Here is a 25,400-nt window from a genome sequence, read left to right as displayed (position 1 = left end):
GAAAAAACGGTGGCGCGCGCGTACTGCACGCGCGCATGAAGACCCTCTCTACGCTGCGTCCTGCATCATCAGCGGGGATTCCGTACGCGGAGTGCCACGATGGCGCAGACGAACCACGGCACCGGCAAGGCCGGCATGCCCCTGCACTGGAAGATGGCGATCGGCTTCATGGCCGGTCTCGTCCTGGGGCTGGTCGTCCATTACGGCGCGGGCGCCGATGCGGGCTGGGTGAAAACGTTCACCACCTACGTGACCCAGCCCCTGGGCACGTTGTTCCTGCGCCTGATCTTCATGCTGGTGATCCCGCTGCTGTTCTCTGCGCTGGTGATGGGCGTGGCGGAAATGGGCGATGTGCGCGCACTGGGCCGCATCGGCTGGCGCACGCTGGCCTACACCGTGGTCGTGTCCGGCATCGCGGTGGTGCTCGGCCTGGTGCTGGTGAACTGGCTGCAGCCTGGCGCGGGCGTCGACCCGGCGCGCGCGCAGCAACTGCTTACTGAGGGTTCCGAGCGCGCCAGCGCCATCGTCAGCAGTACGCGCAGCCAGCCGCGCGGCCTGGACATGCTGCTCACCATCGTCCCCGACAACGTGGTCAAGGCCGCGGCCGAGAACACCATCCTGGCGGTCATGTTCTTCGCGCTGATGCTCGGCATCGGCCTGGTGCTCACCCGCACGCGTGGCACGGAAGTCCTGATGCGCGGCATCGAAGGGCTTTTCGATGTGTCGATGACGCTGATCGGGCTGGTCATCCGCCTGGCGCCGTATGCGGTGTTCTGCTTCATGTTCAACCTCGCCGCGCTGTTCGGCTGGGAGTTGCTGCGCAGCCTCGGGGCCTACGTGGGCGTGGTGGTGCTGGCGCTGGCGCTCCACCTGTTCGTGGTCTATTCGCTGGTGCTGAAGCTCGCCGCCGGGTACTCGCCCCGCAAGTTCTTCAAGGGCGTGCAGGAGGCGATGGTGATGGCGTTCTCCACGGCCTCGTCCAACGCCACACTGCCCACCGCGCTGCGCGTGGCCGACGAGAAGCTCGGTCTGCCCAACCGTGTCTCGCGCTTCGTGCTGACGGTGGGCGCCACCGCCAACCAGAACGGCACCGCCTTGTTCGAAGGCGTGACGGTGCTGTTCCTCGCGCAGTTCTTCGGCGTCGATCTCACGCTGACGCAGCAGGTCACGGTGATGTTCGTCTGCATCCTGGGCGGCATCGGCACCGCGGGCGTGCCGGCCGGTTCGCTGCCGGTGGTGGCGCTGATCTGCGGCATGGTCGGCGTGCCGCCCGAGGGTATCGGCCTGATCCTGGGCGTGGACCGCTTCCTCGACATGTGCCGCACCACGCTCAACGTCACCGGCGATCTGATGCTCGCCACGGTGGTGTCGAAGGGCGAGAAGGACGTGCCGGCGCCGGAAGGGGAATCGGACTGATCCCTCGGCGGCGCATGGCGAGGACGCCAACCCCGGCACCGGTCGCATCGTTGGACTGAATGCCCCGACCCTCACTCAATCCCTCGCCCGCACGGAGAGGGGCTGGAAGCGGGGCGACATCCCGCGCCCGCGGTGGGACAATGGGCGTCCGCCCGGCCCGGCACATGCCCGTCGTCCGCGCGCCCCCTCCCCGCAGCCGAAGACCGCCCTCGACGCCATGACGACGCCCAGCCGCCGCGACCTCGCCAACGCCATCCGATTCCTCGCCATCGACGCGGTGCAGGCCGCCAACTCCGGTCACCCGGGCATGCCGATGGGCATGGCCGACATCGCCGAAGTGCTCTGGAACGATTACCTGCGCCACAACCCGTCCAATCCGGACTGGTTCAACCGCGACCGCTTCGTGCTCTCCAACGGCCACGGCTCGATGCTGCAGTACGCGCTGCTGCACCTGGCCGGCTACGACCTGCCGATCGAGGAGCTGAAGAACTTCCGCCAGCTCAACTCGAAGACGCCGGGCCATCCGGAAAACTTCATGACCCCTGGCATCGAGACCACCACCGGTCCGCTCGGCCAGGGCTTCGCCAACTCGGTCGGCATGGCGCTGGCCGAGAAGCTGCTGGCGCAGCGCTTCAACAAGCCGGAGTTCGCTGTCGTCGACAGCCGCACCTGGGTGTTCATGGGCGACGGCTGCCTGATGGAAGGCATCTCGCACGAAGCCGCTTCGCTGGCCGGCACCTGGGGCCTGCACAAGCTGGTCGCGTTCTGGGACGACAACAAGATCTCCATCGACGGCAACACCGACGGCTGGTTCACCGACGACACGCCCAAGCGTTTCGAGGCCTACGGCTGGAACGTGATCCGTGGCGTCAACGGCCATGACGCGGTCGAGATCAAGACCGCCATCGAGACCGCGCTGAAGTCCACCGACAAGCCGACGCTGATCTGCTGCCGCACCACCATCGGTTTCGGTTCGCCGGCCAAGGCAGGCAAGGAATCCTCGCACGGCGCGCCGCTGGGCAAGGACGAAGTGGCTGCCACGCGCCAGGCGCTGGGCTGGGAGTCGGCGCCGTTCGAGATCCCGCAGGCCATCTACGACGGTTGGCGCAAGCGCGACCACCAGGCGCAGGAGAAGGAATGGAACCGCCTGTTCGACGCCTATGCCAAGCAGCACCCGGAACTGGCCGCCGAACTCAACCGCCGTTCGCGCGGTGAACTGCCGGCCGGTTTCGTCGAGGCCGCCGATGCCTACATCGCAAAGCTGCAGGCCGAAGGCCCGACGATCGCTTCGCGCAAGGCCTCGCAGAACGCCATCGAGACCTTCGCGCCGCTGCTGCCGGAACTGATCGGCGGTTCGGCCGACCTGGCGCATTCCAACCTGACCCTGTGGAAGGGCAGCAAGTCCGTGGCCACCGATGATCCCAACGCCAACTACGTGCACTACGGCGTGCGCGAGTTCGGCATGAGCGCGATCAGCAACGGCCTGGGCCTGCACGAGTGCTTCATCCCGTACGACGCGACGTTCCTGGTGTTCAGCGACTACGCGCGCAACGCCGTGCGCATGAGCGCACTGATGGGCGCGCACGCCATCCACGTCTACACGCACGACTCCATCGGCCTGGGCGAGGACGGCCCGACGCACCAGCCGATCGAGCACCTGGCTTCGCTGCGCTACATCCCGCACAACGACGTGTGGCGCCCGTGCGACGCGGTGGAATCGGCGGTGTGCTGGAAGGCCGCCATCGTGCGCTACGACGGTCCCAGCTGCCTGGTGTTCTCGCGCCAGAACCTCGCCCACCAGCCGCGCAGCGCGCAGCAGGTCGCCGACATCGAGCGCGGCGGCTACGTGCTGAAGGATTCGGTCGGCGCGCCGGAGATCATCCTGATCGCGACCGGTTCGGAAGTGGGGCTGGCCACGCAGGCGGCCGAGCAGCTGGGCGACAAGGTGCGCGTGGTGTCGATGCCCTCGACCGACGTGTTCGACCGCCAGGACGCGAAGTACCGCGAATCCGTGCTGCCCAAGGCCTGCCGCAAGCGAGTGGCCATCGAGGCCGGCATCACCGATTTCTGGCGCAAGTACGTGGGCCTGGACGGCGCGGTGATCGGCATCGACGACTTCGGCGCATCCGCGCCGGCCGAGAAGCTGTTCCCGCACTTCGGCTTCACGGTGGAGAAGGTGGTCGAGGCGGCGAAGTCGCTCTGATCCACGCTCCCTGCTGGCGATTGCACGAAGCGGCCTCGGCCGCTTCGTGCGTTTCGGGGTGGCGCCGGCGCGATGCGCGGCCAGCCTCTACACTGCCTGCGCCATGAACAGCATCGCCATTCCCGTCCTCGGCCTGGCCGTGGTCGACAGCATCAATCCGTCGGCGCTCGTCGTCGTGCTGTGGTGGCTGGCGCGACCCGGCGCCACGCCGCGCCTGCTGTCGTACATCACCGGCATCCTTGTCGCCTATCTGTCGCTGGGCATCGCTTTGATGCTCGGTGCCGGCGCGGTGGTAAGGCGCTTCGGCGATTCGCTCGATCATCCGGTGGTGTTGGCGCTGCAGCTCGCCATCGGCCTATCGCTGCTTGCATACGGCGTGTTCGCGCCCAAGCCGAAGGTCGCGGCCGACGACCACCAGCGCGAACCCCGGGTGGGTGGGCTGCTCGGCATGATGCTGCTCGGCATGACCATCACCGTGGTCGAGCTGACCACGGCGCTGCCGTACTTCGCGGCGATCGCCCTGATGACCTCCGCTGCCGTGCCGGCATCGCAGTGGCTGCCCCTGTTGTTGATCTACAACCTGATCTTCATCGCGCCGCCGCTGCTACTGGTGGCGCTGAACGCCGCGTTCGGCCGCCATCTGCAGGGACGCTTCGTGCACTGGCGCGTGCGTCTGCAGGCTGGCGCGCGCGAAGCGGGGCTGTGGGTGATCGCGATCGCCGGCTTCGCGCTCACCGGCGATGCGGTGTCGCGCTACCTCGGGCAGCGTGCGCAGGCGGAGCAGGCGTTGCCTGCGGCTACTTCGTCTGCGACAGCGCAAGGCTGAGCAGCCGCGCTTCCAGGCGTTCGCCGATGCCACGCGGCGATGCCAGCTCCATGCGCTGCAATGCCTCGGCATCGAGCGGATGCGACCCCAGCGCCTGCAGCACGGTACGCAGCTTGCCGCCACGCGTGCCGGTGTTCGCCTTCAGCCATCCCAATGCCTTCACCAGACGCTGCTCCACCGGCGTGAAGTCGCTGCCGAGCGGGTAGTCGGGCAGTGCGCCATTGCGATGGAACGGCGCGAGCGCCTTGCTCAGCACTTCGGGCGTGTTGCGCGCCGCGCGTGCCGGAAGCGAGAAGTCCGCGCGCAGCTTGCCATTGCGCTTGGCACTGTCCAGCAGGCCCTGCTGGAAGCGGGCATCGGCGATGCCCGCCATCGCAATCACGCAGTCTTCGTCGGCGCGGCCGTGGATGTCGGCGATGCCGTACTCGCTGATGTACACATCGCGCAGGTGGCGCGGGATGGTGGCATGGCCGTAGTTCCATACCAGGTTGGAGGTGACCACTCCGCCGGACTCGCGGCTGGCACGCAGCATCAGTGCGGAGCGTGCATCGGGCAACGCGTGCGACATCGCCACGAAGTTGTATTGCCCGCCCACGCCAGACACCACGCGCCCGTCTTCCAGTGCGTCCGACACCGCCGCGCCCAGTGCGGTGGCCATCATGCAGGTGTTGAAGAAGCGCGCGTCGCGACGTTGCAGGCGCTGCAGGCCTTCGTCATCGCCGAGAAGGTCGTTGACCTCGCCCACGCGCTTCATGCCGATGGCACGGCGTACGTCGGGCGCGAGGTTGCGCAGCCACTCGTAGAAGTCCGGCGATCCCAGGTAGAACGCGCCATGCAGGAACTGCCCCTGCTGCTCCAGCAGCGCCAGATCGTGCGCACTGGCGGCGCCGGCGTTGATGCGGCGCATCGCGGCGGCATCGTCGACCACGCGGCGACGGATCACGCCGGTTTCCACCAGTCGGCGGAAGCCTTCGTTGATCATTTCGCTGGAGCCGAACAGACCCTGCGCGAAGGGCCCCAGCGCGGGGTCCTCGGCGGTCGGCACGCCGAGCGCGCGCAGCACCGCGCGATAGCCGGCATTGTCGGTGTGGCGCAGCACCAGTGCGTGGCAGAGCGCGTCGGCCAGCGCACCGATGCCGATCTGCAACGTGCCGCCGTCCAGGACGAGCGTGCTGGCGTGGAAGCCGATGGCGTAGTCGACATCGTTCACCGGCTGGCGTGGAAGGCCGAACAGCTTCGGGTGCGGACCCGGCGGCGTCACGATCGCGTCGAACCAGTCCGAATCGACACAGGCGCTGCCTTCGAGCCACGGCAGCTCCGGATCCACCTCGGCGATGAGCAGCGGTCGCGGCAGGCCGCGCGCGGTGACGGCATCGACGGTGTCGAAGGTGAGGTCGGTGTTGCACGACAACGACAGTCGACGTCCGTCCGGTGAGCGTGCGACGCGCTGCACGATGGCATTGAGCCCGCGATCGGCCAGTGCGCGCGCCACATGCGTGTAGTTCAGGCTGGCATAGCGGCGCTGCACCGGCGCCGAGCCCAGCATCGCGCCGGACTGCAGGTAGAACTCCTCGATCTCGATGTGCGCCGGCAGTGCATTGCGCTTGAGCGCTTGGACGTACGCCAGGCGCGGGAAGTCGTCGCCGAAATGACGTTGCACGAAGGGTTTGACGAAACGCGCTTCCAGACCCTTGCCACCGCCGGGCGGATCGAGCGACAGCGCGGTGTACAGGTGCAGGGGGCGCGATGCGTCGGCCTCGGCGCGCGCATACAGCGCATTGAGCAGCCGGTGCGGCTTGCCCAGCCCCAGCGGTGCGCCGATGCGCAGTGGGCCGCGCAGGCGCGAAAGGAGCAGGTCGACGGCGGCGTCGACGGAATCGAGCAGGACGGGAGCGGGGCGGTCGGTCATGGCGCAAGCATATGCGTTCGCGGCTCAGCCGATGGCATGGACGTCGTAGGCGGCGATGCGGCGGACTTCGTCCGGGTAGTGGCTGACGTAGATCATCGGCAGCGCGATCTCGTCGCGCACGCGCTGCAGGTACGGGAGCAGGTCCTCGCGACGGTTCATGTCGAGCATGGACAGCGGCTCGTCCAGCAGGAGGATGCGCGGTTGCGACATCAGCGCGCGGCCCAGCGCGACGCGCTGCAGCTCGCCGCCCGACAGGCCGGCGGTGCGCCGGTCCAGCAATGCACCGATGCCCAGCAGGTCGACGATGGCCGGCAACGCGAAGCGCGGTTGCTCGCGGGCGATGCCGCGGTAGCCGTAGAGCAGGTTGCGGCGCACGTCCAGGTGGGGGAACAGTCGCGCGTCCTGGAACACGTAGCCGATGCGGCGCCGGTGCGCAGGCACGTCGATGCCGCGTGCGGCGTCGAACAGGCGCTGGCCACCGATCTCGATGTGCCCGCGCTGCGGGCGCACCAGGCCGGCGATGGCCTGCAGGATCGAGGTCTTGCCCGCACCGGATTCGCCCACCAGCGCGATCACGCGCGCGCTGCTTTCGATGTGCACGGCGCGCTCGAAGCTGCCGCGACGCAGCGCGATGTCGATGGAGAAGACCGGCGCGGCACGATCGCCGCTCATGTTTCGCTCCCGCGGCGCTGGCGTTGCACCAGCCATTCCGAGGCGAGCACCGCGGCGAACGAGATCGCCACCGCCACCGCCGTGAGCCGCCAGATGCCTGCTTCGCCGCCGGGCACCTGCATCAGCCCGTAGATGGCCGACGATAGCGTCTGCGTTTCGCCCGGAATGTTCGATACGAAGGTGATGGTGGCGCCGAACTCGCCCAGCGCCTTGGCGAAGGCGAGCACCGCACCGGCGATGACGCCCGGCCAGGCCAGCGGCAGCGTCATGCTGTAGAAGACGCGCCACGGATTCGCGCCCAGCGTGGCGGCGGCGTGTTCCAGCCGGCGGTCGACGCTTTCGATCGACAGACGGATCGCACGCACCATCAGCGGGAAACCCATGATCGCGCTAGCCAGCGCAGCGCCCGTCCAGCGGAACGCGAAGGTGAAGCCCAGATGCTCGTGCAGGAACGCACCGATGGCTCCCTGTGTGCCGAGCAACACCAGCAGCACGTAGCCGGTGACGACCGGCGGGAGCACCAGCGGCATCACCAGCAACGTGTCGAGCAGCAGCTTGCCGGGGAACGAGGCGCGCGCCATCAGCCAGCCCAGTGCGATGCCGAACGGCAGGCTGCACAGCACGGCCACCGAGGCCACCTTCAGGCTCAGCAGGATCGCGGTGATTTCGGCCGCGCTGAATTCCGGCATGCGATCAGTCGGCCAGCATGAAACCGCGATGGCGGAAGATCGCGTCGGCCTGCGGGCTCTGCAACCAGCGAAGGAACGCATCGGCCTGCGGATGCCGGCTGCCCTTCAGGCGGGCGACCGGATAGACGATCGGTGGGTGCGAGCTGGCGGGGAACGTCGCCAGCACGCGCACGCGCGGCTCGGCCTTCGCATCGCTGCCGTACACCACGCCCAGTGGCGACTCGCCACGCGCGACCAGCATCAGCGCGGCGCGCACGTTCTCGGCCTCGGCCACGCGCGGCTCCAGCGACGGCCACACACCGAGTGAGGTGAACGCTGCCTTCGCGTACTTGCCGGCGGGCACGCTGGCGGTCAGTGCGAGTGCGATGCGTCCGTCGCCAAGCAGCGGCAACAGATCGACACCGGGCTTCAGCGCGACGCTGTGGGCCTTGCTGGTCGACGGTGCGATCAGCACCAGCGTGTTTCCGAGCAGATTGCGGCGCGTGGCGTCGTCGAGCAGGTGGCGCTCCTGCAGGTAGTCCATCCAGTCCAGGTCGGCGGAGACGAACAGATCGGCCGGTGCGCCCTGTTCGATCTGGCGCGCCAGCGCGGAGCTGGCCGCGTAGGACACGCGCACGCTCTGCCCAGTCTTGGCCTGGTAGGCGGCCGCGACTTCGTCGAGCGACTCCTTCATGCTCGCCGCGGCGAACACGGTGACCGGTTCGTCCGACGTCGCGGGCGGTGCGGCGACGGCAAGGTGGGCGAACGCGAACGAAGCGGCCAGCAGCAGGGTGCGACGGAAACGGTTCATGGGGCGTCCTTCACGTCGACGACATGGATCGATTCTATCTGGCGGAGCCAGCGTGCCGGCCGCGACTCGCCGGAGACGATGAGGCGCCATGGACCATCCTCCGCCTCCAGCGGCGCGCCATTGCAGCGGTTGGTCAGCACGACGTTGCGTGCACCCAGTGAAGGGTCCAGCTCCGCCAGTGAGAACACCACGCGGTAACCATCGCGCGCGGTGACGAGCACCGCGCTCGCCAGTTGCGCACCGCGCAGCGGTTCGGTCGGCATCGCCTTCGCCGCCTGCAGCAGCGAGGCGAGCGTGACGCCTTCGCAATCCAGCGCCTTGCCGTGCACGCTTCCGCCCGCGCGCACCGTGGGTAGCGTCGCGATCAGGGCCGGATCGAGCGGTACGTCGGTCGCCGCCGCGGGCGTGACGAAAGCCAGCAGAAGCAGCAGCGCAGGTGCGTGAGGACTCACGGGCGATCCTTGTCGATGAAGCGAACCAGTTGCGAGCCTGCCAGCATCGCGGCGACCAGCACAACCGCTTCGGACAGCCCATGCGCGAGACTGGCGATGGCCGGGCCCGGGCAATATCCCGCCAGTCCCCAACCTACGCCGAACAACGCGCTGCCCAGCAGCAATCTGCGGTCCACCGCGCTCGAGGGCGGTGAGGGCAGGGCACCGCCGTCCAGCGTGCACCCGCGCCGTCGCAGTAACGCAAACCCCGGCACGGACACCGCGAGCGCGGCACCCATCACCAGCGCGAGTGATGGGTCCCAGGTGCCGGCGACATCCAGGAAGTTCAGCACCTTGTCCGGGTTGGTCATGCCCGAGATCGCCAGTCCGAAACCGAACAGCGTGCCGGCGATGGCGCCTTGGACGATGCGGTTCATGCGAGACCTCCGAACACGTGGCGCACCGTGTACACGGTCAGCATCGCGACACCCACGAACACCAGCACCGCCCACAGCGAACGGCGCGACAGGCGTGCCAGACCGCAGATGCCGTGTCCGCTGGTGCAGCCGTTGCCCACGCGCGTGCCCGCACCCACCAGCAGGCCCGCGGCGACAAGCGCGATCCACGGGAATCCCGTGCGTGCCTGCGCACCGGTGAACGCGAACCACAGGCCCGCGGCCGCGATCATCGCGAGCAGGAACGCCCATCGCCAGCCGCGCTCCTCGCGTGCATCGATGGCGCGGTTGACGATGCCGCTGACGCCGGCGATGCGGCCGATCGTGGCCAGCAGCCACGCGGCGCCCAGGCCGATCAGCGCGCCGCCGATCAGCGCGGACAGAGGAGTGAAAGCAGTGGGCATGGCGGTCAGAGCCTGTCGACGGGGATCTTGAGATAGCGCACGCCGTTGTCCTCGGGTGGAGGCAGTGCGCCGGCGCGGATGTTGGTCTGCACCGCCGGCAGCATCAGCGCGGGCATCGCGAGGGTCGCATCGCGCGCTTCGCGCAACGCGACGTACTCGTCCTCGCCCACGCCCTCGTGCACGTGGATGTTGTCGCGCTTCTGCGCGCCCAGCGTGGTTTCGCAGGCCATCGGGCGCCCGTTCGGACCGTAGTCGTGGCAGACGAACACGCGGGTGTCGTCGGGCAGCAGTGCGAACAGCCGATGGATCGAACGGAACAGCACGCGTGCGCTTCCGCCCGGGAAATCGCAGCGCGCGGTGCCGCCGTCGGGCATGAACAGCGAGTCGCCGGTGAACAGTGCATCGCCGATGACATACGCGCAGCTGTCGCTGGTATGTCCGGGGACGGCGATGACGTGCGCGTCCAATGCACCGACGCGAAAGGCGTCTCCATCGGCGAAGAGGCGGTCGAACTGCGAGCCGTCGGTGGGGAAGTGCTCGCCCAGGTTGAAGATCGGCACGAACGCCTTCTGCACGTCGCGGATGCCCTCGCCGATGGCCAGCATGGCCTGCGGCCAGTGCGACTTCAGCCAATGCCCGGCGCTGAGGTGGTCGGCGTGTGCGTGGGTTTCGATGATCCACTCCACGCGCAGGCCGCGTTCGCGCACGAAGTCGAGCAGCGCCTGGGCCGAATGCGTGGATGTGCGCGCCGACTTTGCGTCGAAATCGAGTACGGGGTCGACGACAGCCGCGGCGTCGCCGGCCGGGTCGCGCACGACGTAGCTCCACGTGTTGCTGTCGGCGTGGAAGAAGGGATGGACGTCGGGGTGCATCGCAGCCTCCGCAAACGGTCGTCTATATTAGGCATTGCTAATTTAGAAATGTCGAATAAAATGGCGGCGACCCATCCCGGACCGGATCCGCCCGGACACCTTGCCCCCTTCCAGCCGCCCGCTCAAATCCGCCCCCGACCTGGCCCGCATGCAGCAGCATGCCGGCGAGGCCGCCGCGCTGTTGCGCAGCCTGGGCAACGAACAGCGCCTGCTGGTGCTGTGCCACCTCGTGGAAGGCGAGCTCGGTGTGGGCGCGCTGCTGTCGCGCATCGCACTGTCGCAGTCGGCGTTGTCCCAGCACCTGGGCGTGCTTCGCGAAGCCGGCCTGGTGCAGACGCGGCGCGAAGGCCAGCAGGTGTTCTATTCGCTGGTGCCGGGGCCCGCGCAAGCGGTCATGGCCACGCTGCATGCGATCTATTGCGGAGACGACTCATGAAGCACGCTGCTTCCATCGCCTTGGCGACGACGCTCGCGCTGGCGTCCTTCGTTCCTTCACTGTCCGCCGCGCCGCCGGCGCCATCGAACGTTCCCATGTCCACGCACGACACCCTCCCGAACCTGCGCCAGCCGCGCGAACACCTGCTCACCGGCGGGCAGCCCGATGCTGCGGCGTGGACCGCGCTGGCCGCGCAGGGCGTGGGCACCGTCATCAACCTTCGTCCCGAAGCGGAAATGGCCGGGCGCGATGAAGCCGGCGAAGTGGCGGCGGCCGGCATGGCGTACGTGTCGATTCCGATCGCCGGTGCGGCCGACCTCACCCCGGCGAATGCGCACGCGCTGTCCCAGGCCATCGCGCAGGCGAAGGGCTCGGTGCTGGTGCATTGCGCGTCGGGCAATCGCGTCGGCGCGCTGCTTGCCCTGGACGCCGCGCGCAACGGCGCGGACGCGGACGACGCATTGCAGTTCGGCAAGGACGCCGGTCTTACCGGCGCCGAGCCGCGCGTGCGCGAACTGCTGGGCCTGCCGCCGGCGAAGTGATCAGCGCGCCAGCGCGGCGTTGAGCGTGGCGGCGAGCTGTGCGCCGCCGCGGCGCAGCTGGATCTCGGCGATCGGGCGCCACGTCTGCACGTAGTCGTCGCCGATCACGGCCTTCGGCGGATACAGGCCGGGGCGCACTGCGATGCGGCACGAATCCTCGGCCCATGCCACCGACGCCGGCGGCAGCGGATCGCGCGCCATCGCCACGGCCAGCGGCATCGCACGCAGGCGTTGCAGCCACTGCGCTTCCTCGAGTCCGGCGGCGTTGATCATGCCGCTGTCCCACAGCGAGTGCAGGTTGGTGCCGCGGCCGTCCAGGTTCACCTGCACGTCGTTGCCGCCCTTGTCGTGTGCGTAACCGGCATGCAGCGGCTGGTGCACGTCGCCGATGAAGTGCACGACGAACTTCAGCGCCTGCAGGCGTTCGGCCTTGGTGCGGGTCTTGTCGGCGAGTATCGCGGTCTGCGTACGGATCGCCTCGACCACGCAGTCGCCGTTGGCGCAGTGCTTGACCTGCTCGTAGTGGCAGTCGTCCTCGGCGATGTTCACGTAGTGCCACTTGCTGGTGCGCTTGCCCAGGTCCGGGTCGTGCTCGCGCAGTTCGTCGGCCCAGCTGGCGATGCCGGGAAGCGTCGGATCGGCTTCGCCTTCCAGCAGTTTGGCGATCTGTGCACGCGCGGTGGGCGTGAGGTCATCCCAGGCCAGTGCGGCGACCAGACGGTGGCCGAGGCGGCCCCAGGCCAGGGCGTCCGCGGGCAGGACGAGGAGGGCGATCAGCAGGGCGCAAAGGAAACGGGTCATGCCGGCAATGCTAGCCGACACGACCCGTCCCCAGAATGTCCGGCCGTGCCCGTTCGCACGGCCGGGACGGCTCAGAACTTCATGACGTAGGCGGCGCCGTACACGATCGGGTCGATGTTGACGGTACCCAGGTCCACGCCTTCCAGCGAGACGTCGGTGTCGATGTCGATCCAGCGTGCGTCGACGCGGATGGCGCTCTTGTCGCTGACGGCGAAATCGATGCCGGCGTGGGCAGCCAGGCCCCAGGAATCGTCCAGCTTCAGCCTGGTGCCTTCCAGCGCACCGCGGGTGTCTTCGCTGAAGAACGCGGTGTAGTTGACGCCCGCGCCGATGAACGGCGAGACCTTGCCCTTGCTGTTGAAGTGGTACTGCAGCGACACGGTCGGCGGCAGCTGCTTGGTGCTGCCCACGGTGCCCAGGCCATCGATGGCGATGTCGTGCTCGAACGGCCACGCGGCGATCACTTCGACGCCCAGGTTGTCGCGCACGAAGTACTCGAAGGTGAGGGTCGGCTTGACGTCGGAGTCGACGTCCACCTTCAGCGCGCCGTCGGCCAGCTTGCCGTTGTCGGACTTGGGGTCGACCGAATGGATGCCCACGCCCAGCGTCCAGTCGCCGGCGGACTGGGCGAAGGCGGGCGCGGCAACGGCGCCCAGGGCAAGCGCGAGGGCGCCGGTCAGCAGGGTCTTTTGCATGGTGAAGCCTCTGTTGGGAAGGGCTTCAGTCTCGGCGTCGCGACATGCCGTTGCCTTGATCATGGTCAATTCACGTCGGCCAGCGTGGTGAGGTGTGGCCGCCGGCCCCTGATAGAATGGCGCTCCCCCGGGTTCTTCCCGTCCACCCGCCGCGCCGGGCGCGGCCGCAGGAGCTTGCAAGTCATGACCATCAAGGTTGGTATCAACGGCTTCGGCCGCATCGGGCGCAACGTGCTGCGTTCGGCCGTGCAGAACTTCGCTGGCGAGATCGAGATCGTCGCCATCAACGACCTTCTGGAGCCGGACTACCTGGCTTACATGCTGAGCTACGACTCGGTCCACGGCCGCTTCAAGGGCGATGTGAAGGTCGAAGGCAACACGCTGATCATCAACGGCAAGAAGATCCGCCTGACGCAGGAACGTGATCCGGCCAACCTGAAGTGGGACGAAGTCGGCGCCGACGTCGTCATCGAATCCACCGGCCTGTTCCTGACCAAGGAAACCTGCCAGAAGCACCTCGACGCGGGCGCGAAGAAGGTCATCCAGTCGGCGCCGTCGAAGGACGACACGCCGATGTTCGTGTACGGCGTGAACCACGCCAAGTACAACGGCGAGGCGATCATCTCCAACGCCTCGTGCACCACCAACTGCCTGGCGCCGCTGGCCAAGGTGCTGAACGACAAGTGGGGCATCAAGCGCGGCCTGATGACCACGGTGCACGCCGCCACCGCCACGCAGAAGACCGTCGATGGCCCGTCCAACAAGGACTGGCGCGGCGGCCGCGGCATCCTGGAGAACATCATTCCGTCCAGCACCGGTGCCGCGAAGGCCGTGGGCGTGGTGATTCCGGAACTCAACAAGAAGCTCACCGGCATGTCGTTCCGCGTGCCGACGTCCGACGTGTCGGTCGTCGACCTGACCGTCGAACTCGAGAAGTCCGCCACCTACGCCGAGATCTGCGCGGAGATGAAGGCGCAGTCGGAAGGCGCGCTGAAGGGCATCCTGGGCTACACCGAAGACAAGGTCGTGGCGACCGATTTCCGCGGCGACGCGCGTACCTCGATCTTCGACGCCGAAGCCGGCATCGCGCTCGACGGCACGTTCGTGAAGCTGGTCAGCTGGTACGACAACGAGTGGGGCTACTCCAACAAGTGCCTCGAAATGGTCAAGGTCGTCGCGAAGTAACCTGCGACGCACCGTGTGATCCAGCAAGGGCCGGCGTATCGCCGGCCCTCTGCTTTTGAGAGTCGCCTCGCCGGCACATCACCGGCCCTTGCTTTTGATGGCTTGCGGCCGCATTCCTGCACCATGAACGACACGCACGACACCCCTTCGGACGACACGCTCACCCAGGCGCACCTGGCGACCCTGGTCGACCGCTTCTACGAGAAGGTGCGCGTGGAGCCGGAGCTTGGCCCCGTGTTCAACGCGGCCATCGATGACTGGCCCGAGCACAAACGCATGCTCACGGAGTTCTGGTCCTCGGTTGCGCTGGGCACGCGTAGTTATCGGGGCAATCCGATGTCGGCGCATCGGCCGCATCCGATCCGTGCCGAACACTTCGACCGTTGGCTGGCGCTGTGGCGCGAGACCGCGCGCGAGGTGCTGCCCGCCGAACACGTCGAGCGCGTGTGCGGCTACGCCGACCGGATCGGCTACAGCCTGCGCTACGGCCTGGGCCTGATGGACAAGACGGGAACGCGACCGCTCGGCCTGCCGACCGTCTGACACCGCGGAACCGGCGCAGTCCTGCGTCCAATGTCTGGCGTCGATTTGTCCAAGACGTCCGATATTGCAAAGCGCGGGTGTTTCGTCGAGGCTGCGGTCCGGAGGGAGCCGGGATGATGGACCGCCAACCGGCGGCGACCCGGCGAGGGGAAACCGCATGGAAGGGCTATTTGTGCTGGTGGCGCTGGCGGTACTGCTGGTGCCGATCCTGCTGATCGTTGCGCTGGTGTCGCTGAGCGGGTTGAAGGCGCGGGTCGCCGCACTCGAAGATCAGCTCGACGCCTTGCACAACGCAGCGCCATCGCTGCGCGAAGAAACCCTCGCACCGCGCGAGCGGCCCATGCCTCCGCAAACGGCGCAGCCTTCGCAGGCGCCCGCACCCGTGCGCATGCCTGCCACGCCGCCGCAGGTCGTGCGCGACGTACCGCCGCCACTCCCGCCGGTCACGCGACCGCCCGAGCCATCGACGACGACGTCCGACCGGGAGCCCTGGTTCGATCACCGTCAGTATCCGGCCTCCACGCCACGCATTCCGGAACCGCGCAGGCCGGCAGCGCCCGCGCGACCCGACCCCATCACGCTGGGCCTGCGCGCGGTGAAGCGCTGGTTCATGACCGGCAACGTGCCGGTGAAGATCGGCGTACTGGTGCTGTTCGCCGGCGTCGCGTCACTGCTGAAGTACGCCAGCGACCAGGGCTGGATGCGCATGCCGATCGAGCTGCGGCTTGCCGGCATCGCCGGTGCCGCACTGGCCGCACTGGTCTTCGCCTGGCGCAAGCGCGAAAGCCATCGCAGCTTCGCACTCAGCCTGCAGGGCGGCGCCATCGGCGTGCTGCTGTTGACCGTGTTCGCCGCGTTCAAACAGTACGGACTGCTCGAGGCCGGGCCCGCCTTCGCGTTGAGCGTGTTGCTGATCGCCGGCGCGGGCATGCTGGCGGTGTTGCAGGATGCGAAGGCATTGGCCGTCTTCGCGCTGCTGGCCGGCTTCCTCGCACCGATCTGGCTGTCCACGGGCAGCGGCAACCATGTCGCGCTGTTCTCGTATTACGCCGTGCTCAACGTCGCCATCGCGGGCGTGGCGTGGTGGAAGTCGTGGCGCATCCTGAACCTGCTGGGCTTCGCCTTCACCTTCGGCATCGGCACGCTGTGGGGCGTGTTCGACTACCGCCCCGAGAAGTTCGACACCACCGAACCCTTCCTGTTGCTGTTCTTCGCGCTGTACCTGGTCATTCCATTGCTGCAGGCGCGGCACCAGCCCATCAGCCGTCGCGGCATCGTCGAAGGTTGCCTGGTGTTCGGCACGCCGCTGGTGGCGTTCTCGCTGCAGGCCGGATTGCTGGCGGGCGATCGCCTGCCGCTCGCGTTCAACGCGCTGGGACTGGCAGCGATCTACGCCGTGATGGCCTGGGCACTGCGCCGGCGCGAGAGCTTCGCTGCACTGTCGCCGCACTATGCGCTGCTGGCCCTGGGCTTCGCGACCCTCGCAGTCCCGCTGGCGCTGTCGGCGCGGGCGACGGCCAGCGTGTTCGCGCTCGAAGGCGCCGCACTGGTGTGGCTGGGCCTGCGCCAGAACCGCCGCTTCCCGCAGTTCAGTGGCGCGTTGCTGCAGGTGCTGGCGGCGGTGGCCTTCTTCAACGGTACGGATGCCGCTGACGACATCGCCATCGCCAACGCGGTGTTCATGAGCGCGTTGCTGATCGCACTGGCCGGTTTCGCCAGCGCGTGGAATTTCCGCCGCAGTTCGGAGGACTCGTCTGCCGTGGCGCTGCCGTTCTACCTCTGGGGTCTGGCGTGGTGGATGGGCAATGCGGTCCACGAGATCGGGCGCTTCGTCGATCCGCAGTACCGCGTCGACGTGCTGTTCGTGGTCATCGCCGTGACCGGATGGCTGGCAGCCGAAGTGCAGCGCCGCCGCCCCGCGACCGCGCTGGCGGCGACGACGCTGGCCGCGCTGGTCGCGGCCGGTCCGATCGCGTTGATGCTGGACAGCGCTCATGGGCAGCCCTTCGGCGGTCGCGCCGCCTGGACGTGGCTCGTGTATGCGGTGCTGGGCGTGCGCAGCCTGGTGTGCCTGCGCCGCAGCGAGCACTCGCTCGCTGGATACGCACAGTTCGCATGGCTGCTCGTGTGGCCACTGGCATTGTCGTTGCTGCTGCAGTGGCTGGGTGTGTATTTCGACCTGGCCGGAGGCTGGCGCATGCTTGGCCTTGCGTTGCCGTGGTGCGCGCTTGCGGCGCTGGGGCTGTTCCGGTGGCCGTGGTTGTCGATGCCACTGGGAGAGCGCTTCGATGGCTTCCGCCCGGCATTGCTGTTCACCGCGTTCGGCGTGCTCGCAGCGGGTTGGGTCGGGGCGCTCTTCATGGCCGATGGCGGCGCGCCGTTGCCGTGGATTCCGCTGTTGAATCCGCTGGAGCTGGCGCAACTGGCGGTGCTGGTGCTGCTGGCCTGCTGGTTGTGGTCGCAACACGCACCCGAAGGCCTGGAACGCAAGCGCTCGCTCGGCATCGCGCTGGCCGGTTTCGCGCTGCTGACGGCCAGCGTGTTGCGCACCGTGCATCACTGGGGCCAGGTGCCGTGGGACGGCCACCTGTTGTCCACCGGCCTGGCACAAACCAGCCTGAGCGTGACGTGGAGCGTCCTGGGCGTGCTGGGCTGGGTGCTGGGCTCGCGTCGCGGCCAACGCGGCCTGTGGCTCGCCGGTGCGGTGCTGATGGGCGTGGTGCTGGCCAAGCTGCTGCTGGTGGATCGCAGCAATCTGGGCAACGTGCTCGGCATCGCGTCGTTCATTGCCTATGGACTGCTGTGCACCGTGGTGGGCTACCTTGCGCCGGTGCCGCCGCGTCGCGACGAGTCCGACGAACCTGCCGTGGAAGGCGAACCTGCATGAGAACACTGCTGCTGCTCGTGATGTTTCCGCTCGCCGCCCACGCCGGTGGCGAATACGCGCGGCAATGGCCGCTGCAGCTGGGCGCGGTCAACGCCGGTGCGTATCGCGTCGAACTGGACGAGGCCGTGTACCGGCAGGCGCGCTCGCGCGCGCTGGCCGACGTGGACGTCGTCGACGCACAGGGCAATCCGGTGCCGGCCGCGCTGTTCGGACCCGACACGCCCGGCCCGCAGGCCGCGACGTTCCTCGAGCTCCCCTGGTTCCCGCTGCCATCCGGCGATCGCGACGGGCGCAACATCGCCTCGATCAGCGAGATCGCCACCGACGGCAGCCTGCGTCGTGTGGAATGGCGTACCGGCGGCGGTGGTTCCGTGGCGGGTAACGGCTTCCTGCTGGATGCCAGCAACGTGACGGTGCCGATCCAGGCGCTGCGCGTGCGCTGGGCCAGCGGGCAGGCGGCATTCGACCTTCCCGTTCGCGTCAGTGCTTCGGACGACCTGCGCGACTGGCGCACCGTGGCAGACGGTGCGCACCTGGTCGAACTCTCCAACGCCGGCCAGCGCATCCTGCGCGATCGCATCGACATCGACGGAACGAAGGCGCGCTATCTGCGCGTGGCGCCACTGGATGCGAACGCGAAGGCGCTGCAGGTGAGTGGCGTCGTCGCCGAACTGCAGGCGACCGCGGCAACACCGCAGTGGCAGTGGCGCGTGCTTCGCGGAAAGCGCGTGCAGGATGCCGACGCCTCGGTGCATTACGAATTCGAACTGGACGGCCGCTTTCCGATGGCGCAGGCCGATGTCGCGCTACCGGGGAACAGCACGGGGCAGTGGCGTTTGCAGGTGCGCGACGATGCCTCCGCACCGTGGCGCGATGCCGCCGCGTCGTGGATGGCGTTCCGACTCGAGCAGGAAGGAAGCAGCGATGCATCGCCGCCGCAACCGCTGTATGGCGTTCATCGCGAGCGCCTGTGGCGTTTGACGCCCCTGGGCAGCGCGAACCACGCCGACGCGCCGCAGTTGCGCCTGGGCTATCGCCCGGAAGCGCTGGTGTTCGTCGCGCAGGGTGCAGGGCCGTTCGCGCTGGTCGCGGGCAGTGCGCGCACCAGCCGCACCGACGCGGAACTGGTGGGCATGATCGAGGCCATGCGCGCACAGCGCGGCGCGCTGTGGCAGCCGGCGATCGCGACGCTGGGCGCTTCCGTCGAGCGCGCCGGCCAGGTTGCGCTCACGCCCGCACCGACGCCGCGCGACTGGAAGACCTGGTTGCTGTGGGGCGTGCTGGTGCTGGGCGCTGTGGTGGTGGCCGGCTTCGCGCTGAGCCTGCTGCGCCGTCCCGCCGCGTGAGGTCCTCGTGCCGCGCCGCGTACGGCGCGGCGCGGCAATGGCACGTCAGAACGCCGCGTCGAACGCCACTTCGCCTTCCACGCCCACCTGGTAGGCCGACACACGACGCTCGAAGAAGTTGGTCACTTCCTGCACGTCCTGCAGGTCCATGAAGGCGAACGGGTTGGTGGCGCCGAAATGCTTCGGCATTCCCAACTGGGTCAGTCGCTGGTCCGCGCAGTACTGCAGGTACTGGCGCATGTCCTTCGGCGACAATCCCGCGACGCCGCCCGACAGCACGTCCTGCGCGAACTGCATCTCGCACTCCACCGCTTCCTCGAGCATGCGCACGACCTGCGCCTTCAGTTCGTCATCGAACAGCTCGGGCTCCTCGCTGCGCGCCGTGTGGATGACTTCGAAGGCGAACGCCATGTGGCAGCTCTCGTCGCGGAACACCCAGTTGGTGCCCGAGGCCAGCCCGTGCAGCAGCCCGCGCGAGCGCAGGTAGTACACGTAGGCGAACGCGGCGAAGAAGAACAGGCCTTCGATGCAGCAGGCGAAGCAGATCAGGTTGAGCAGGAACTGGCGGCGCTGCGCGGTGGTTTCGATGCGCGACAGCCCCTGGATGGAATCGATCCACTTGAAGCAGAACTCCGCCTTGGCGCGGATCGACGGGATGTTCTCCACCGCGTCGAACGCCTTCGCCCGCGCGACCGGGTCGGGCAGGTAGGTGTCCAGCAGGGTGAGGTAGAACTGCACGTGCAGCGCTTCCTCGTACAGCTGGCGCGACAGGTACATGCGCGCCTCGGGCGCGTTGATGTGCTGGTACAGATTCAGCACCAGATTGTTGGCGACGATGCTGTCGCCGGTGGCGAAGAACGCGACCAGGCGTTCGATCAGGTGGCGCTCCGCCGGCCCGAGCTTGTGCTTGAGGTCGTTGACGTCGAGCGAGAAGTCGACCTCTTCGACGGTCCACGTGTTGCGGATGGCGTCGCGGTACATCTCGTAGAACTGCGGATAGCGCATCGGCCGCAGGGTGAGGTCGAAGCCTGGGTCGAGCAGGCGGGGCGGGGTCATGTCGGATCCTTCGGATGGCCCTCTCCCTTCCGGGAGAGGAGGCGCGCAGCGCCAGGAGAGGAGGGCTTCAGGGGAGGGAGAACCGCCCCTCACCCTGGCGCTTTGCGCCTGTCCCCCTTCCGCGAGGGAAGAGGGAGCAACGGGGTTACTGGCAGGCCTCGCAGGCCTCGGGGTTCTCCAGCGAGCACGCAACGGCTTCCGTCGGCGTGTACTCGGGCTTCGGTGCCTGCGCGGTCGCGCCGCTCACCGTGGCCTTGGCGATCTTCGTGGCCGGGCGCGAGCGCAGGTAATACGTGGTCTTCAGGCCCTTCTTCCACGCGTACATGTACATCGACGAGAGCTGGCCGATGTTCGGGCTTTCGATGAACAGGTTGAGCGACTGGCTCTGGTCGATGAACGCGCCGCGCTCGGCGGCCATGTCGATCAGCGAGCGCATCGGCAGTTCCCACGCGGTGCGGTACACGGCGCGCAGCGATTCGGGAATCGCCTCGATGCCCTGGATGGACCCTTCCGCCATCTTGATGCGGTCGCGCAGCTCCGGCGTCCACAGGCCCAGTGCCTTGAGTTCCTCGACGAGGTACTTGTTGACGACCAGGAAGTCGCCCGACAGCGTCTCGCGCTTGAACAGGTTCGACACCTGCGGCTCGATGCATTCGTAGCAGCCGGCGATGGAGGCGATGGTCGCCGTCGGCGCGATGGCGATGAGCAGAGAGTTGCGCAGGCCGTGCTCGGCGATGCGTGCCCGCAAGCCGTCCCAGCGTTCGGCATCTTCCGGCGCCACGCCCCAGGCTTCGAACTGCAGTTCGCCCTGCGCGGCGCGCGTGTCGGCGAACGAGGGGTGCCGTCCGCGCTCCATCGCCAGCTCGTTCGATGCCGACAACGCATGGAAATACACCGCTTCGGCGATCCGCTTCGACAACGCCCGCGCAGCGTCGGAATCGAACGGCAGGCGCAGCTTGAAGAACACGTCCTGCAGGCCCATCACGCCCAGGCCGACCGGGCGCCACTTGAGGTTGGCGCGACGTGCGGTTTCGATCGGATAGAAGTTGAGATCGATCACGCGGTCGAGCTGACGCACCGCCAGTCGCACGGTGTCGGCGAGCTTGTCGAAATCGAAGCGTCCGGACTCGCCGTGGACGGTGCCTTCCTCGAACAGTTCGACGTGGTGCGAAAGATTGATCGAGCCCAGGTTGCACACTGCGGTCTCGTCCTGCGACGTGACCTCCAGGATTTCCGTGCACAGGTTCGACAGGTGCACGACGTTGCCATCGCGCAGGGTCTGGTTGCAGGCGCGGTTGGACTTGTCCTTGAAGTTCATCCAGCCGTTGCCGGTCTGTGCCAGCGTGCGCATCATCCGCGCGTAGAGGTCGCGCGCCTTGACCTTCTTCACGGCAAGGCCTGCGGCTTCGGCGGCGTGGTACGCGCGCTCGAACGCCTCGCCCCACAGGTCGGTCAGCTGCGGCACTTTCGCCGGGTCGAACAGCGACCACTCGCCGTCGGCCTCGACGCGGCGCATGAACTCGTCGGGGATCCAGTTGGCCAGGTTGAGGTTGTGCGTGCGGCGCGCTTCGTCGCCGGTGTTGTCGCGCAGTTCGAGGAATTCCTCGACGTCCGCATGCCACGGCTCCAGGTACACGCAGGCCGCGCCCTTGCGCTTGCCGCCCTGGTTGACCGCCGCGACGGACGCATCCAGCGTCTTCAGCCACGGCACGATGCCGTTGCTCAGGCCGTTGGTGGAACGGATCAGCGAGCCGCGCGAGCGGATGCGCGTGTACGACAGGCCGATGCCGCCGCTGAACTTGCTCAGCTTGGCCACGTCCATGTAGCGCTTGTAGATGCTCTCCAGCGAATCCTCGGGCGAGTCGAGCAGGAAGCAGCTCGACAGCTGCTCGTGCGTGGTGCCGGAGTTGAACAGCGTCGGCGAGGACGGAATGTAGTCCAGCTGCGCCATGCGCCGGTACAGCGCGAGCGCCTCGCCCACGTCCTCGCTCAGCGCACAGGCGATGCGCAGGAAGAACTGTTGCGGGGTCTCGATCACGGTGCGCGCGGTCGGGTGGCGCAGCAGGTAGCGGTCGTACAGCGTGCGCAGGCCGAAGTAGTCGAAACGCAGGTTGAGCGAGGCGTCGATCGCATCGTTGAGCTTGCGCGCGTTGGCCTGCACAAACGTCAGCAGGCGGTCGTTGATCAGGCCCAGTTCGTGGCCGCGCTGCACCGACTGCGAGAACGCATGGATCTCGATGCCCGCCACTTCCTTCTCGATCACGCCGGCCAGCAGGCGCGCTGCAAGGCGACCGTATTCGGGTTCCTCGGCGGTGAGCAGGGCGGCGGTGCGGATGGACAGCTCATCCAGCTCGCGCGTGCTCGCGCCGTCGTACAGGCCGGAGATGGTGCGCGTGGCCACGCGCATGGGATCGACCGCGAACAGGCCTTCGCCGTTGCGCGTCACCGCGCGCACGATCTTGTTCAGGTCCACCGGTTCGCGGCGGCCGCTGCGCTTGGTCACCGTCATGGTGAGGTTGGCGGCGGGCGGCGTCAGCGCGAAGCCGGGCGACGGTTCCGCGTCGCGGTTCGGTGCGGCGACGGGCGCCGCGACGGCGGACGCTTCGGTGATGGCATTCATGGCAGGACTCCGGTGCGTGGGCGCACGGCTGGCCGTCCTCTCCCTCGAAGGACGACGCGGGCGCGGGAGTCATCAGCATGGAAACGGGGTGTCGCGCAGACCGAGACGGCGTGGCGACGGCAGTGCCATCGCCTGCGACACCGACCGTCTTCCCTCCGAAGACTCCGTGGCCGGTCACCGCGCGGTGTGCAACGCGCGGCTGTCGGCAGGTCTTCGGGCTCGGGACGAGACGCGTTGGATCGCGTCGCCTACCGGTGGCCGCTTCCCAGGCTGTGCGCCCAGTGCCATGACCACCTTCGTTTCCCATACCGCTGCGGGGCAGCGCCGGAGTTGGACCTTCGTCCGTACCGGCTTCCCTTTTAATCCGACCCGCGAGGAGTCGGCACCGACGGGCACAACATAGTGGGGGTGCGCGCATCAGTCAACGCAAAATGTTGTGGATAACCGCAGATCCGGAATGTGGGCGCGATTTGCCCGGGCGGGATGCGCGGAGGACAATGGCCGTCTCGGCGACCGCCGGTGACACCGCAGCAGGACCGGTCGCCACACCTCCCGATCACCCCACCGACCCTTCCGCCGAAGGGCCAGCAGAGGAAGCATCCATGTCCATCGTCCGCATGTCCGATCTCGATCTCCAAGGCAAGCGCGTGTTGATCCGCGAAGATCTCAACGTGCCCATCGACGATGGCCGCATCACCTCCGAACAGCGCATCACCGCGGCCCTGCCGACCATGAAGCTGGCGCTGGAGAAGGGCGCGGCGGTGATGGTCACCTCGCACCTGGGTCGTCCGAAGGAAGGCACCTGGACGCAGGAGGATTCGCTCGCGCCCGTGGCGAAGCGTCTGTCGGAACTGCTCGGCATCGAGGTGCCGCTGGTGAAGGACTGGGTCGATGGCGTCGACGTGAAGCCCGGTCAGCTGGTCCTGCTGGAGAACTGCCGCATGAACGTCGGCGAGGGCAAGGACGATGAGGCCCTGTCGAAGAAGTACGCCGCGCTGTGCGACGTGTACGTCATGGATGCCTTCGGCACCGCGCACCGCGCGCAGGCCTCCACGCACGGCGCCATCCGTTTCGCGAAGGTTGCCGCTGGCGGCCCGCTGTTGATGGCCGAACTCGACGCGCTGGGCAAGGCGCTGGACAACCCGGCACGCCCGCTGCTGGCCATCGTCGCCGGCTCGAAGGTGTCGACGAAGCTGGAGCTGCTGTCGTCGCTGGTGAGCAAGGTCGACCAGCTGATCGTCGGCGGCGGCATCGCCAACACCTTCATCGCCGCGATGGGGCATGGCGTGGGCAAGTCGCTGGTCGAGAACGACCTGATCGATACGGCGAAGAAGATCATGGCCGACGCGAAAGGGCGCGGCGCGGACATCCCCGTTCCGACGGACGTGGTCGTCGCACCGGCCTTCGCCGCCGATGCACCGGCCACGGTCAAGGCCGTCGATGCCGTCGGCGCGGACGACATGATCCTCGACATCGGCCCGCAGACCGCCGCGCGCTATGCGGAGCTGATCAAGGCCGCCGGCACCGTGGTGTGGAACGGCCCGGTCGGCGTGTTCGAATTCGACGCGTTCGGCAAGGGCACGGAAACGCTGGCGCGCGCGATCGCCGCGAGCCGCGCGTTCTCCATCGCCGGTGGCGGCGACACGCTGGCAGCGGTCGACAAGTACGGCATCGAGCGCGACGTGTCCTACATCTCCACCGGCGGCGGCGCGTTCCTGGAATTCCTGGAAGGCAAGGAACTGCCGGCGGTGGCGGCGCTGAAGGCGCGGGCGGCGTAACGATCGTCACGCTGTTCCCCCTCTCCCCTTGCGGGAGAGGGACAGGCCGCCAAAGGCGGCCAGGGAGAGGGGCAGGGCCGCCGAACGCCGCTGCGCGGCGCCCCCTCTTCCGGCGCTTCGCGCCACCTTCTCCCGCGAGGGGAGAAGGAAGATCAGGCACTGAGGAAACACACGCATGACCACGCTCTTCTTCGACATGGACGGCACGCTGATCGATTCGGCGGTCGGCATCACGCGTTGTGTCGAACATGCCCTGGTGCAGATGGGCCTGCCCGTGCCGCCGCAGGAGGAACTGCGCCGCTGGATCGGCCCCGCGCTGCGCACCAGCTTCGGTCCGCTGCTCAACGACGATGCGCGCGTGGAGGAAGCGGTGCTGCACTACCGCGATCGCTTCGAGACGCACGGCTGGGCGGAACACGAGGTCTACGCCGGAATCGGCGAGACCATCGAATCGCTGCACGCCGCCGGGCATCGGCTGGCGGTGGTCACCGCGAAGAACGAGCCGCACGCGCGCAAGATCGTCGACCACCTCCCGTTCGGCCACTGCTTCGTGGACGTGATCGGCGCCACGCTGGACGGACGCATCAGCCACAAGGACCAGCTCATCGCCGAGGCGCTGCGACGCTTCGACCTGGTGGCGGACGCGTGCTGGATGATCGGCGATCGCCGCATGGACATCGAAGGCGCGCGTCACCACGGCATGCGCAACGTCGGCGTGCTCTGGGGCTTCGGCGGCGAAACCGAACTGCGCGAGGCCGGCGCGTTGCACCTGGCGTCGTCGCCGCGCGAACTGGCCGCGCTGCTGGCGGCCTGACGCGGCGCCGGCGGGCGCGGAGGCACTCCC

The 25,400-nt window shown here is 68.1% G+C and carries 23 protein-coding genes and 1 riboswitch; of the genes, 11 read left to right on the top strand and 12 right to left on the bottom strand.

The annotated features are described in order from the left end of the window. The first annotated feature begins 99 nt into the window (after window positions 1-99). The 3 genes from QLQ15_RS01005 (at window position 100) to QLQ15_RS00995 (ending at window position 4,445) form a co-directional block, all read left to right on the top strand. Window positions 100-1,416 (top strand): dicarboxylate/amino acid:cation symporter, encoded by a 1,317-nt coding sequence (locus QLQ15_RS01005; protein WP_283211008.1) that lies wholly within the window; start codon window positions 100-102, stop codon window positions 1,414-1,416. 217 nt (window positions 1,417-1,633) lie between these two features. Then, a complete protein-coding gene (gene tkt / locus QLQ15_RS01000; RefSeq protein ID WP_283211007.1) occupies window positions 1,634-3,619 on the top strand; it encodes a transketolase in 1,986 nt (661 codons plus the stop codon). A gap of 103 nt (window positions 3,620-3,722) precedes the next feature. Continuing rightward, on the top strand, window positions 3,723-4,445 hold the full coding sequence (locus QLQ15_RS00995) for a GAP family protein (RefSeq protein ID WP_283211006.1): 723 nt from the start codon (window positions 3,723-3,725) through the stop codon (window positions 4,443-4,445). Here QLQ15_RS00995 and QLQ15_RS00990 read toward each other — a convergent pair. From QLQ15_RS00990 to QLQ15_RS00955, 8 genes are read right to left on the bottom strand one after another with little or no spacing between them, the layout of a single operon-like run. Then, window positions 4,417-6,354 (bottom strand): acetyl-CoA hydrolase/transferase C-terminal domain-containing protein, encoded by a 1,938-nt coding sequence (locus QLQ15_RS00990; RefSeq protein WP_283211005.1) that lies wholly within the window; start codon window positions 6,352-6,354, stop codon window positions 4,417-4,419. The two genes, QLQ15_RS00995 and QLQ15_RS00990, sit on opposite strands and share 29 nt — an antisense overlap. Before the next feature lie 24 nt (window positions 6,355-6,378). After that, entirely contained in the window at window positions 6,379-7,026 is a 648-nt protein-coding gene (locus tag QLQ15_RS00985; protein ID WP_283211004.1) for an ATP-binding cassette domain-containing protein, read from the bottom strand. Beyond that, on the bottom strand, window positions 7,023-7,715 hold the full coding sequence (gene modB, locus QLQ15_RS00980; RefSeq protein ID WP_283211003.1) for a molybdate ABC transporter permease subunit: 693 nt from the start codon (window positions 7,713-7,715) through the stop codon (window positions 7,023-7,025). The genes QLQ15_RS00985 and modB overlap by 4 nt, the downstream gene beginning before the upstream one ends. Window positions 7,716-7,719: 4 nt before the next feature. Continuing rightward, on the bottom strand, window positions 7,720-8,505 hold the full coding sequence (modA, locus tag QLQ15_RS00975) for a molybdate ABC transporter substrate-binding protein (protein WP_283211002.1): 786 nt from the start codon (window positions 8,503-8,505) through the stop codon (window positions 7,720-7,722). Then, window positions 8,502-8,957, bottom strand: a complete 456-nt coding sequence (locus QLQ15_RS00970; RefSeq protein WP_283211001.1) for a hypothetical protein — start codon at window positions 8,955-8,957, stop codon at window positions 8,502-8,504. Before QLQ15_RS00970 ends, modA begins: the two co-directional genes overlap by 4 nt. Then, the gene (locus QLQ15_RS00965; RefSeq protein ID WP_283211000.1) at window positions 8,954-9,373 is read right to left on the bottom strand and encodes a YeeE/YedE family protein; all 420 of its coding nucleotides are present in this window, start codon (window positions 9,371-9,373) and stop codon (window positions 8,954-8,956) included. The genes QLQ15_RS00970 and QLQ15_RS00965 overlap by 4 nt, the downstream gene beginning before the upstream one ends. After that, window positions 9,370-9,795: a YeeE/YedE family protein gene (locus QLQ15_RS00960; RefSeq protein WP_283210999.1), complete on the bottom strand. Its 426-nt coding sequence runs from the start codon at window positions 9,793-9,795 to the stop codon at window positions 9,370-9,372. Before QLQ15_RS00960 ends, QLQ15_RS00965 begins: the two co-directional genes overlap by 4 nt. Before the next feature lie 5 nt (window positions 9,796-9,800). After that, window positions 9,801-10,667 (bottom strand): MBL fold metallo-hydrolase, encoded by an 867-nt coding sequence (locus QLQ15_RS00955; protein ID WP_283210998.1) that lies wholly within the window; start codon window positions 10,665-10,667, stop codon window positions 9,801-9,803. Window positions 10,668-10,815: 148 nt separating this feature from the next. Between QLQ15_RS00955 and QLQ15_RS00950 the strand changes: the two genes are divergently transcribed. Together QLQ15_RS00950 and QLQ15_RS00945 are read left to right on the top strand one after the other, a co-directional pair. Further along, entirely contained in the window at window positions 10,816-11,103 is a 288-nt protein-coding gene (locus QLQ15_RS00950) for an ArsR/SmtB family transcription factor (RefSeq protein ID WP_283210997.1), read from the top strand. Continuing rightward, on the top strand, window positions 11,100-11,645 hold the full coding sequence (locus tag QLQ15_RS00945) for a protein tyrosine phosphatase family protein (RefSeq protein WP_283210996.1): 546 nt from the start codon (window positions 11,100-11,102) through the stop codon (window positions 11,643-11,645). Before QLQ15_RS00950 ends, QLQ15_RS00945 begins: the two co-directional genes overlap by 4 nt. Here QLQ15_RS00945 and QLQ15_RS00940 read toward each other — a convergent pair whose 3' ends face one another. Then, complete coding sequence (locus QLQ15_RS00940) at window positions 11,646-12,446, bottom strand: S1/P1 nuclease (RefSeq protein ID WP_283210995.1); 801 nt, start codon at window positions 12,444-12,446, stop codon at window positions 11,646-11,648. 71 nt (window positions 12,447-12,517) lie between these two features. Beyond that, window positions 12,518-13,141, bottom strand: a complete 624-nt coding sequence (locus QLQ15_RS00935; RefSeq protein ID WP_283210994.1) for an OmpW/AlkL family protein — start codon at window positions 13,139-13,141, stop codon at window positions 12,518-12,520. 183 nt (window positions 13,142-13,324) lie between these two features. On the opposite strand from QLQ15_RS00935, the gene gap reads away from it, so the two are divergent. The 4 genes from gap (at window position 13,325) to QLQ15_RS00915 (ending at window position 19,102) form a co-directional block, all read left to right on the top strand. After that, the gene (gap, locus tag QLQ15_RS00930) at window positions 13,325-14,326 is read left to right on the top strand and encodes a type I glyceraldehyde-3-phosphate dehydrogenase (protein WP_283210993.1); all 1,002 of its coding nucleotides are present in this window, start codon (window positions 13,325-13,327) and stop codon (window positions 14,324-14,326) included. Between the two features lie 123 nt (window positions 14,327-14,449). Continuing rightward, window positions 14,450-14,869 (top strand): group III truncated hemoglobin, encoded by a 420-nt coding sequence (locus QLQ15_RS00925; RefSeq protein ID WP_283210992.1) that lies wholly within the window; start codon window positions 14,450-14,452, stop codon window positions 14,867-14,869. A gap of 157 nt (window positions 14,870-15,026) precedes the next feature. After that, window positions 15,027-17,756, top strand: coding sequence for a DUF2339 domain-containing protein (locus tag QLQ15_RS00920; RefSeq protein WP_283210991.1), 2,730 nt, complete (start codon window positions 15,027-15,029; stop codon window positions 17,754-17,756). After that, window positions 17,753-19,102 (top strand): DUF3999 domain-containing protein, encoded by a 1,350-nt coding sequence (locus QLQ15_RS00915; RefSeq protein ID WP_283210990.1) that lies wholly within the window; start codon window positions 17,753-17,755, stop codon window positions 19,100-19,102. Before QLQ15_RS00920 ends, QLQ15_RS00915 begins: the two co-directional genes overlap by 4 nt. Window positions 19,103-19,147: 45 nt before the next feature. Here the strand turns inward: QLQ15_RS00915 and QLQ15_RS00910 are convergent, their stop codons facing one another. Continuing rightward, window positions 19,148-20,158: a ribonucleotide-diphosphate reductase subunit beta gene (locus QLQ15_RS00910; RefSeq protein WP_283210989.1), complete on the bottom strand. Its 1,011-nt coding sequence runs from the start codon at window positions 20,156-20,158 to the stop codon at window positions 19,148-19,150. A gap of 145 nt (window positions 20,159-20,303) precedes the next feature. Next, a complete protein-coding gene (locus tag QLQ15_RS00905) occupies window positions 20,304-22,667 on the bottom strand; it encodes a ribonucleoside-diphosphate reductase subunit alpha (RefSeq protein ID WP_283213897.1) in 2,364 nt (787 codons plus the stop codon). Window positions 22,668-22,965: 298 nt separating this feature from the next. Then, window positions 22,966-23,183: riboswitch (cobalamin riboswitch) on the bottom strand. A gap of 197 nt (window positions 23,184-23,380) precedes the next feature. Here QLQ15_RS00905 and QLQ15_RS00900 point away from each other — a divergent pair. Together QLQ15_RS00900 and QLQ15_RS00895 are read left to right on the top strand one after the other, a co-directional pair. Then, on the top strand, window positions 23,381-24,556 hold the full coding sequence (locus tag QLQ15_RS00900; protein ID WP_283210988.1) for a phosphoglycerate kinase: 1,176 nt from the start codon (window positions 23,381-23,383) through the stop codon (window positions 24,554-24,556). Window positions 24,557-24,731: 175 nt separating this feature from the next. Continuing rightward, complete coding sequence (locus QLQ15_RS00895) at window positions 24,732-25,370, top strand: HAD hydrolase-like protein (protein ID WP_283210987.1); 639 nt, start codon at window positions 24,732-24,734, stop codon at window positions 25,368-25,370. The last annotated feature ends 30 nt before the right edge of the window (window positions 25,371-25,400 follow it).

The organism is Lysobacter stagni, assembly GCF_030053425.1.
In the GTDB taxonomy this organism is placed as follows: Bacteria; Pseudomonadota; Gammaproteobacteria; order Xanthomonadales; family Xanthomonadaceae; genus Lysobacter_J; species Lysobacter_J stagni.
The sequence above is the reverse complement of the archived record's forward strand: the minus strand, read 5'-3'. Positions and strand labels throughout refer to the sequence as shown.

Excerpts from the sequence above, each read along its gene's own strand:
- QLQ15_RS01005 (WP_283211008.1), top strand. The coding sequence starts at position 100 with ATGGCGCAGACGAACCACGGCACCGGCAAGGCCGGCATGCCCCTGCAC.
- tkt (WP_283211007.1), top strand. The coding sequence starts at position 1,634 with ATGACGACGCCCAGCCGCCGCGACCTCGCCAACGCCATCCGATTCCTC.
- QLQ15_RS00995 (WP_283211006.1), top strand. The coding sequence starts at position 3,723 with ATGAACAGCATCGCCATTCCCGTCCTCGGCCTGGCCGTGGTCGACAGC.
- QLQ15_RS00990 (WP_283211005.1), bottom strand. The coding sequence starts at position 6,354 with ATGACCGACCGCCCCGCTCCCGTCCTGCTCGATTCCGTCGACGCCGCC.
- QLQ15_RS00985 (WP_283211004.1), bottom strand. The coding sequence starts at position 7,026 with ATGAGCGGCGATCGTGCCGCGCCGGTCTTCTCCATCGACATCGCGCTG.
- modB (WP_283211003.1), bottom strand. The coding sequence starts at position 7,715 with ATGCCGGAATTCAGCGCGGCCGAAATCACCGCGATCCTGCTGAGCCTG.
- modA (WP_283211002.1), bottom strand. The coding sequence starts at position 8,505 with ATGAACCGTTTCCGTCGCACCCTGCTGCTGGCCGCTTCGTTCGCGTTC.
- QLQ15_RS00965 (WP_283211000.1), bottom strand. The coding sequence starts at position 9,373 with ATGAACCGCATCGTCCAAGGCGCCATCGCCGGCACGCTGTTCGGTTTC.
- QLQ15_RS00960 (WP_283210999.1), bottom strand. The coding sequence starts at position 9,795 with ATGCCCACTGCTTTCACTCCTCTGTCCGCGCTGATCGGCGGCGCGCTG.
- QLQ15_RS00955 (WP_283210998.1), bottom strand. The coding sequence starts at position 10,667 with ATGCACCCCGACGTCCATCCCTTCTTCCACGCCGACAGCAACACGTGG.
- QLQ15_RS00950 (WP_283210997.1), top strand. The coding sequence starts at position 10,816 with ATGCAGCAGCATGCCGGCGAGGCCGCCGCGCTGTTGCGCAGCCTGGGC.
- QLQ15_RS00945 (WP_283210996.1), top strand. The coding sequence starts at position 11,100 with ATGAAGCACGCTGCTTCCATCGCCTTGGCGACGACGCTCGCGCTGGCG.
- QLQ15_RS00940 (WP_283210995.1), bottom strand. The coding sequence starts at position 12,446 with ATGACCCGTTTCCTTTGCGCCCTGCTGATCGCCCTCCTCGTCCTGCCC.
- QLQ15_RS00935 (WP_283210994.1), bottom strand. The coding sequence starts at position 13,141 with ATGCAAAAGACCCTGCTGACCGGCGCCCTCGCGCTTGCCCTGGGCGCC.
- gap (WP_283210993.1), top strand. The coding sequence starts at position 13,325 with ATGACCATCAAGGTTGGTATCAACGGCTTCGGCCGCATCGGGCGCAAC.
- QLQ15_RS00925 (WP_283210992.1), top strand. The coding sequence starts at position 14,450 with ATGAACGACACGCACGACACCCCTTCGGACGACACGCTCACCCAGGCG.
- QLQ15_RS00920 (WP_283210991.1), top strand. The coding sequence starts at position 15,027 with ATGGAAGGGCTATTTGTGCTGGTGGCGCTGGCGGTACTGCTGGTGCCG.
- QLQ15_RS00915 (WP_283210990.1), top strand. The coding sequence starts at position 17,753 with ATGAGAACACTGCTGCTGCTCGTGATGTTTCCGCTCGCCGCCCACGCC.
- QLQ15_RS00910 (WP_283210989.1), bottom strand. The coding sequence starts at position 20,158 with ATGACCCCGCCCCGCCTGCTCGACCCAGGCTTCGACCTCACCCTGCGG.
- QLQ15_RS00905 (WP_283213897.1), bottom strand. The coding sequence starts at position 22,667 with ATGACGGTGACCAAGCGCAGCGGCCGCCGCGAACCGGTGGACCTGAAC.
- QLQ15_RS00900 (WP_283210988.1), top strand. The coding sequence starts at position 23,381 with ATGTCCATCGTCCGCATGTCCGATCTCGATCTCCAAGGCAAGCGCGTG.
- QLQ15_RS00895 (WP_283210987.1), top strand. The coding sequence starts at position 24,732 with ATGACCACGCTCTTCTTCGACATGGACGGCACGCTGATCGATTCGGCG.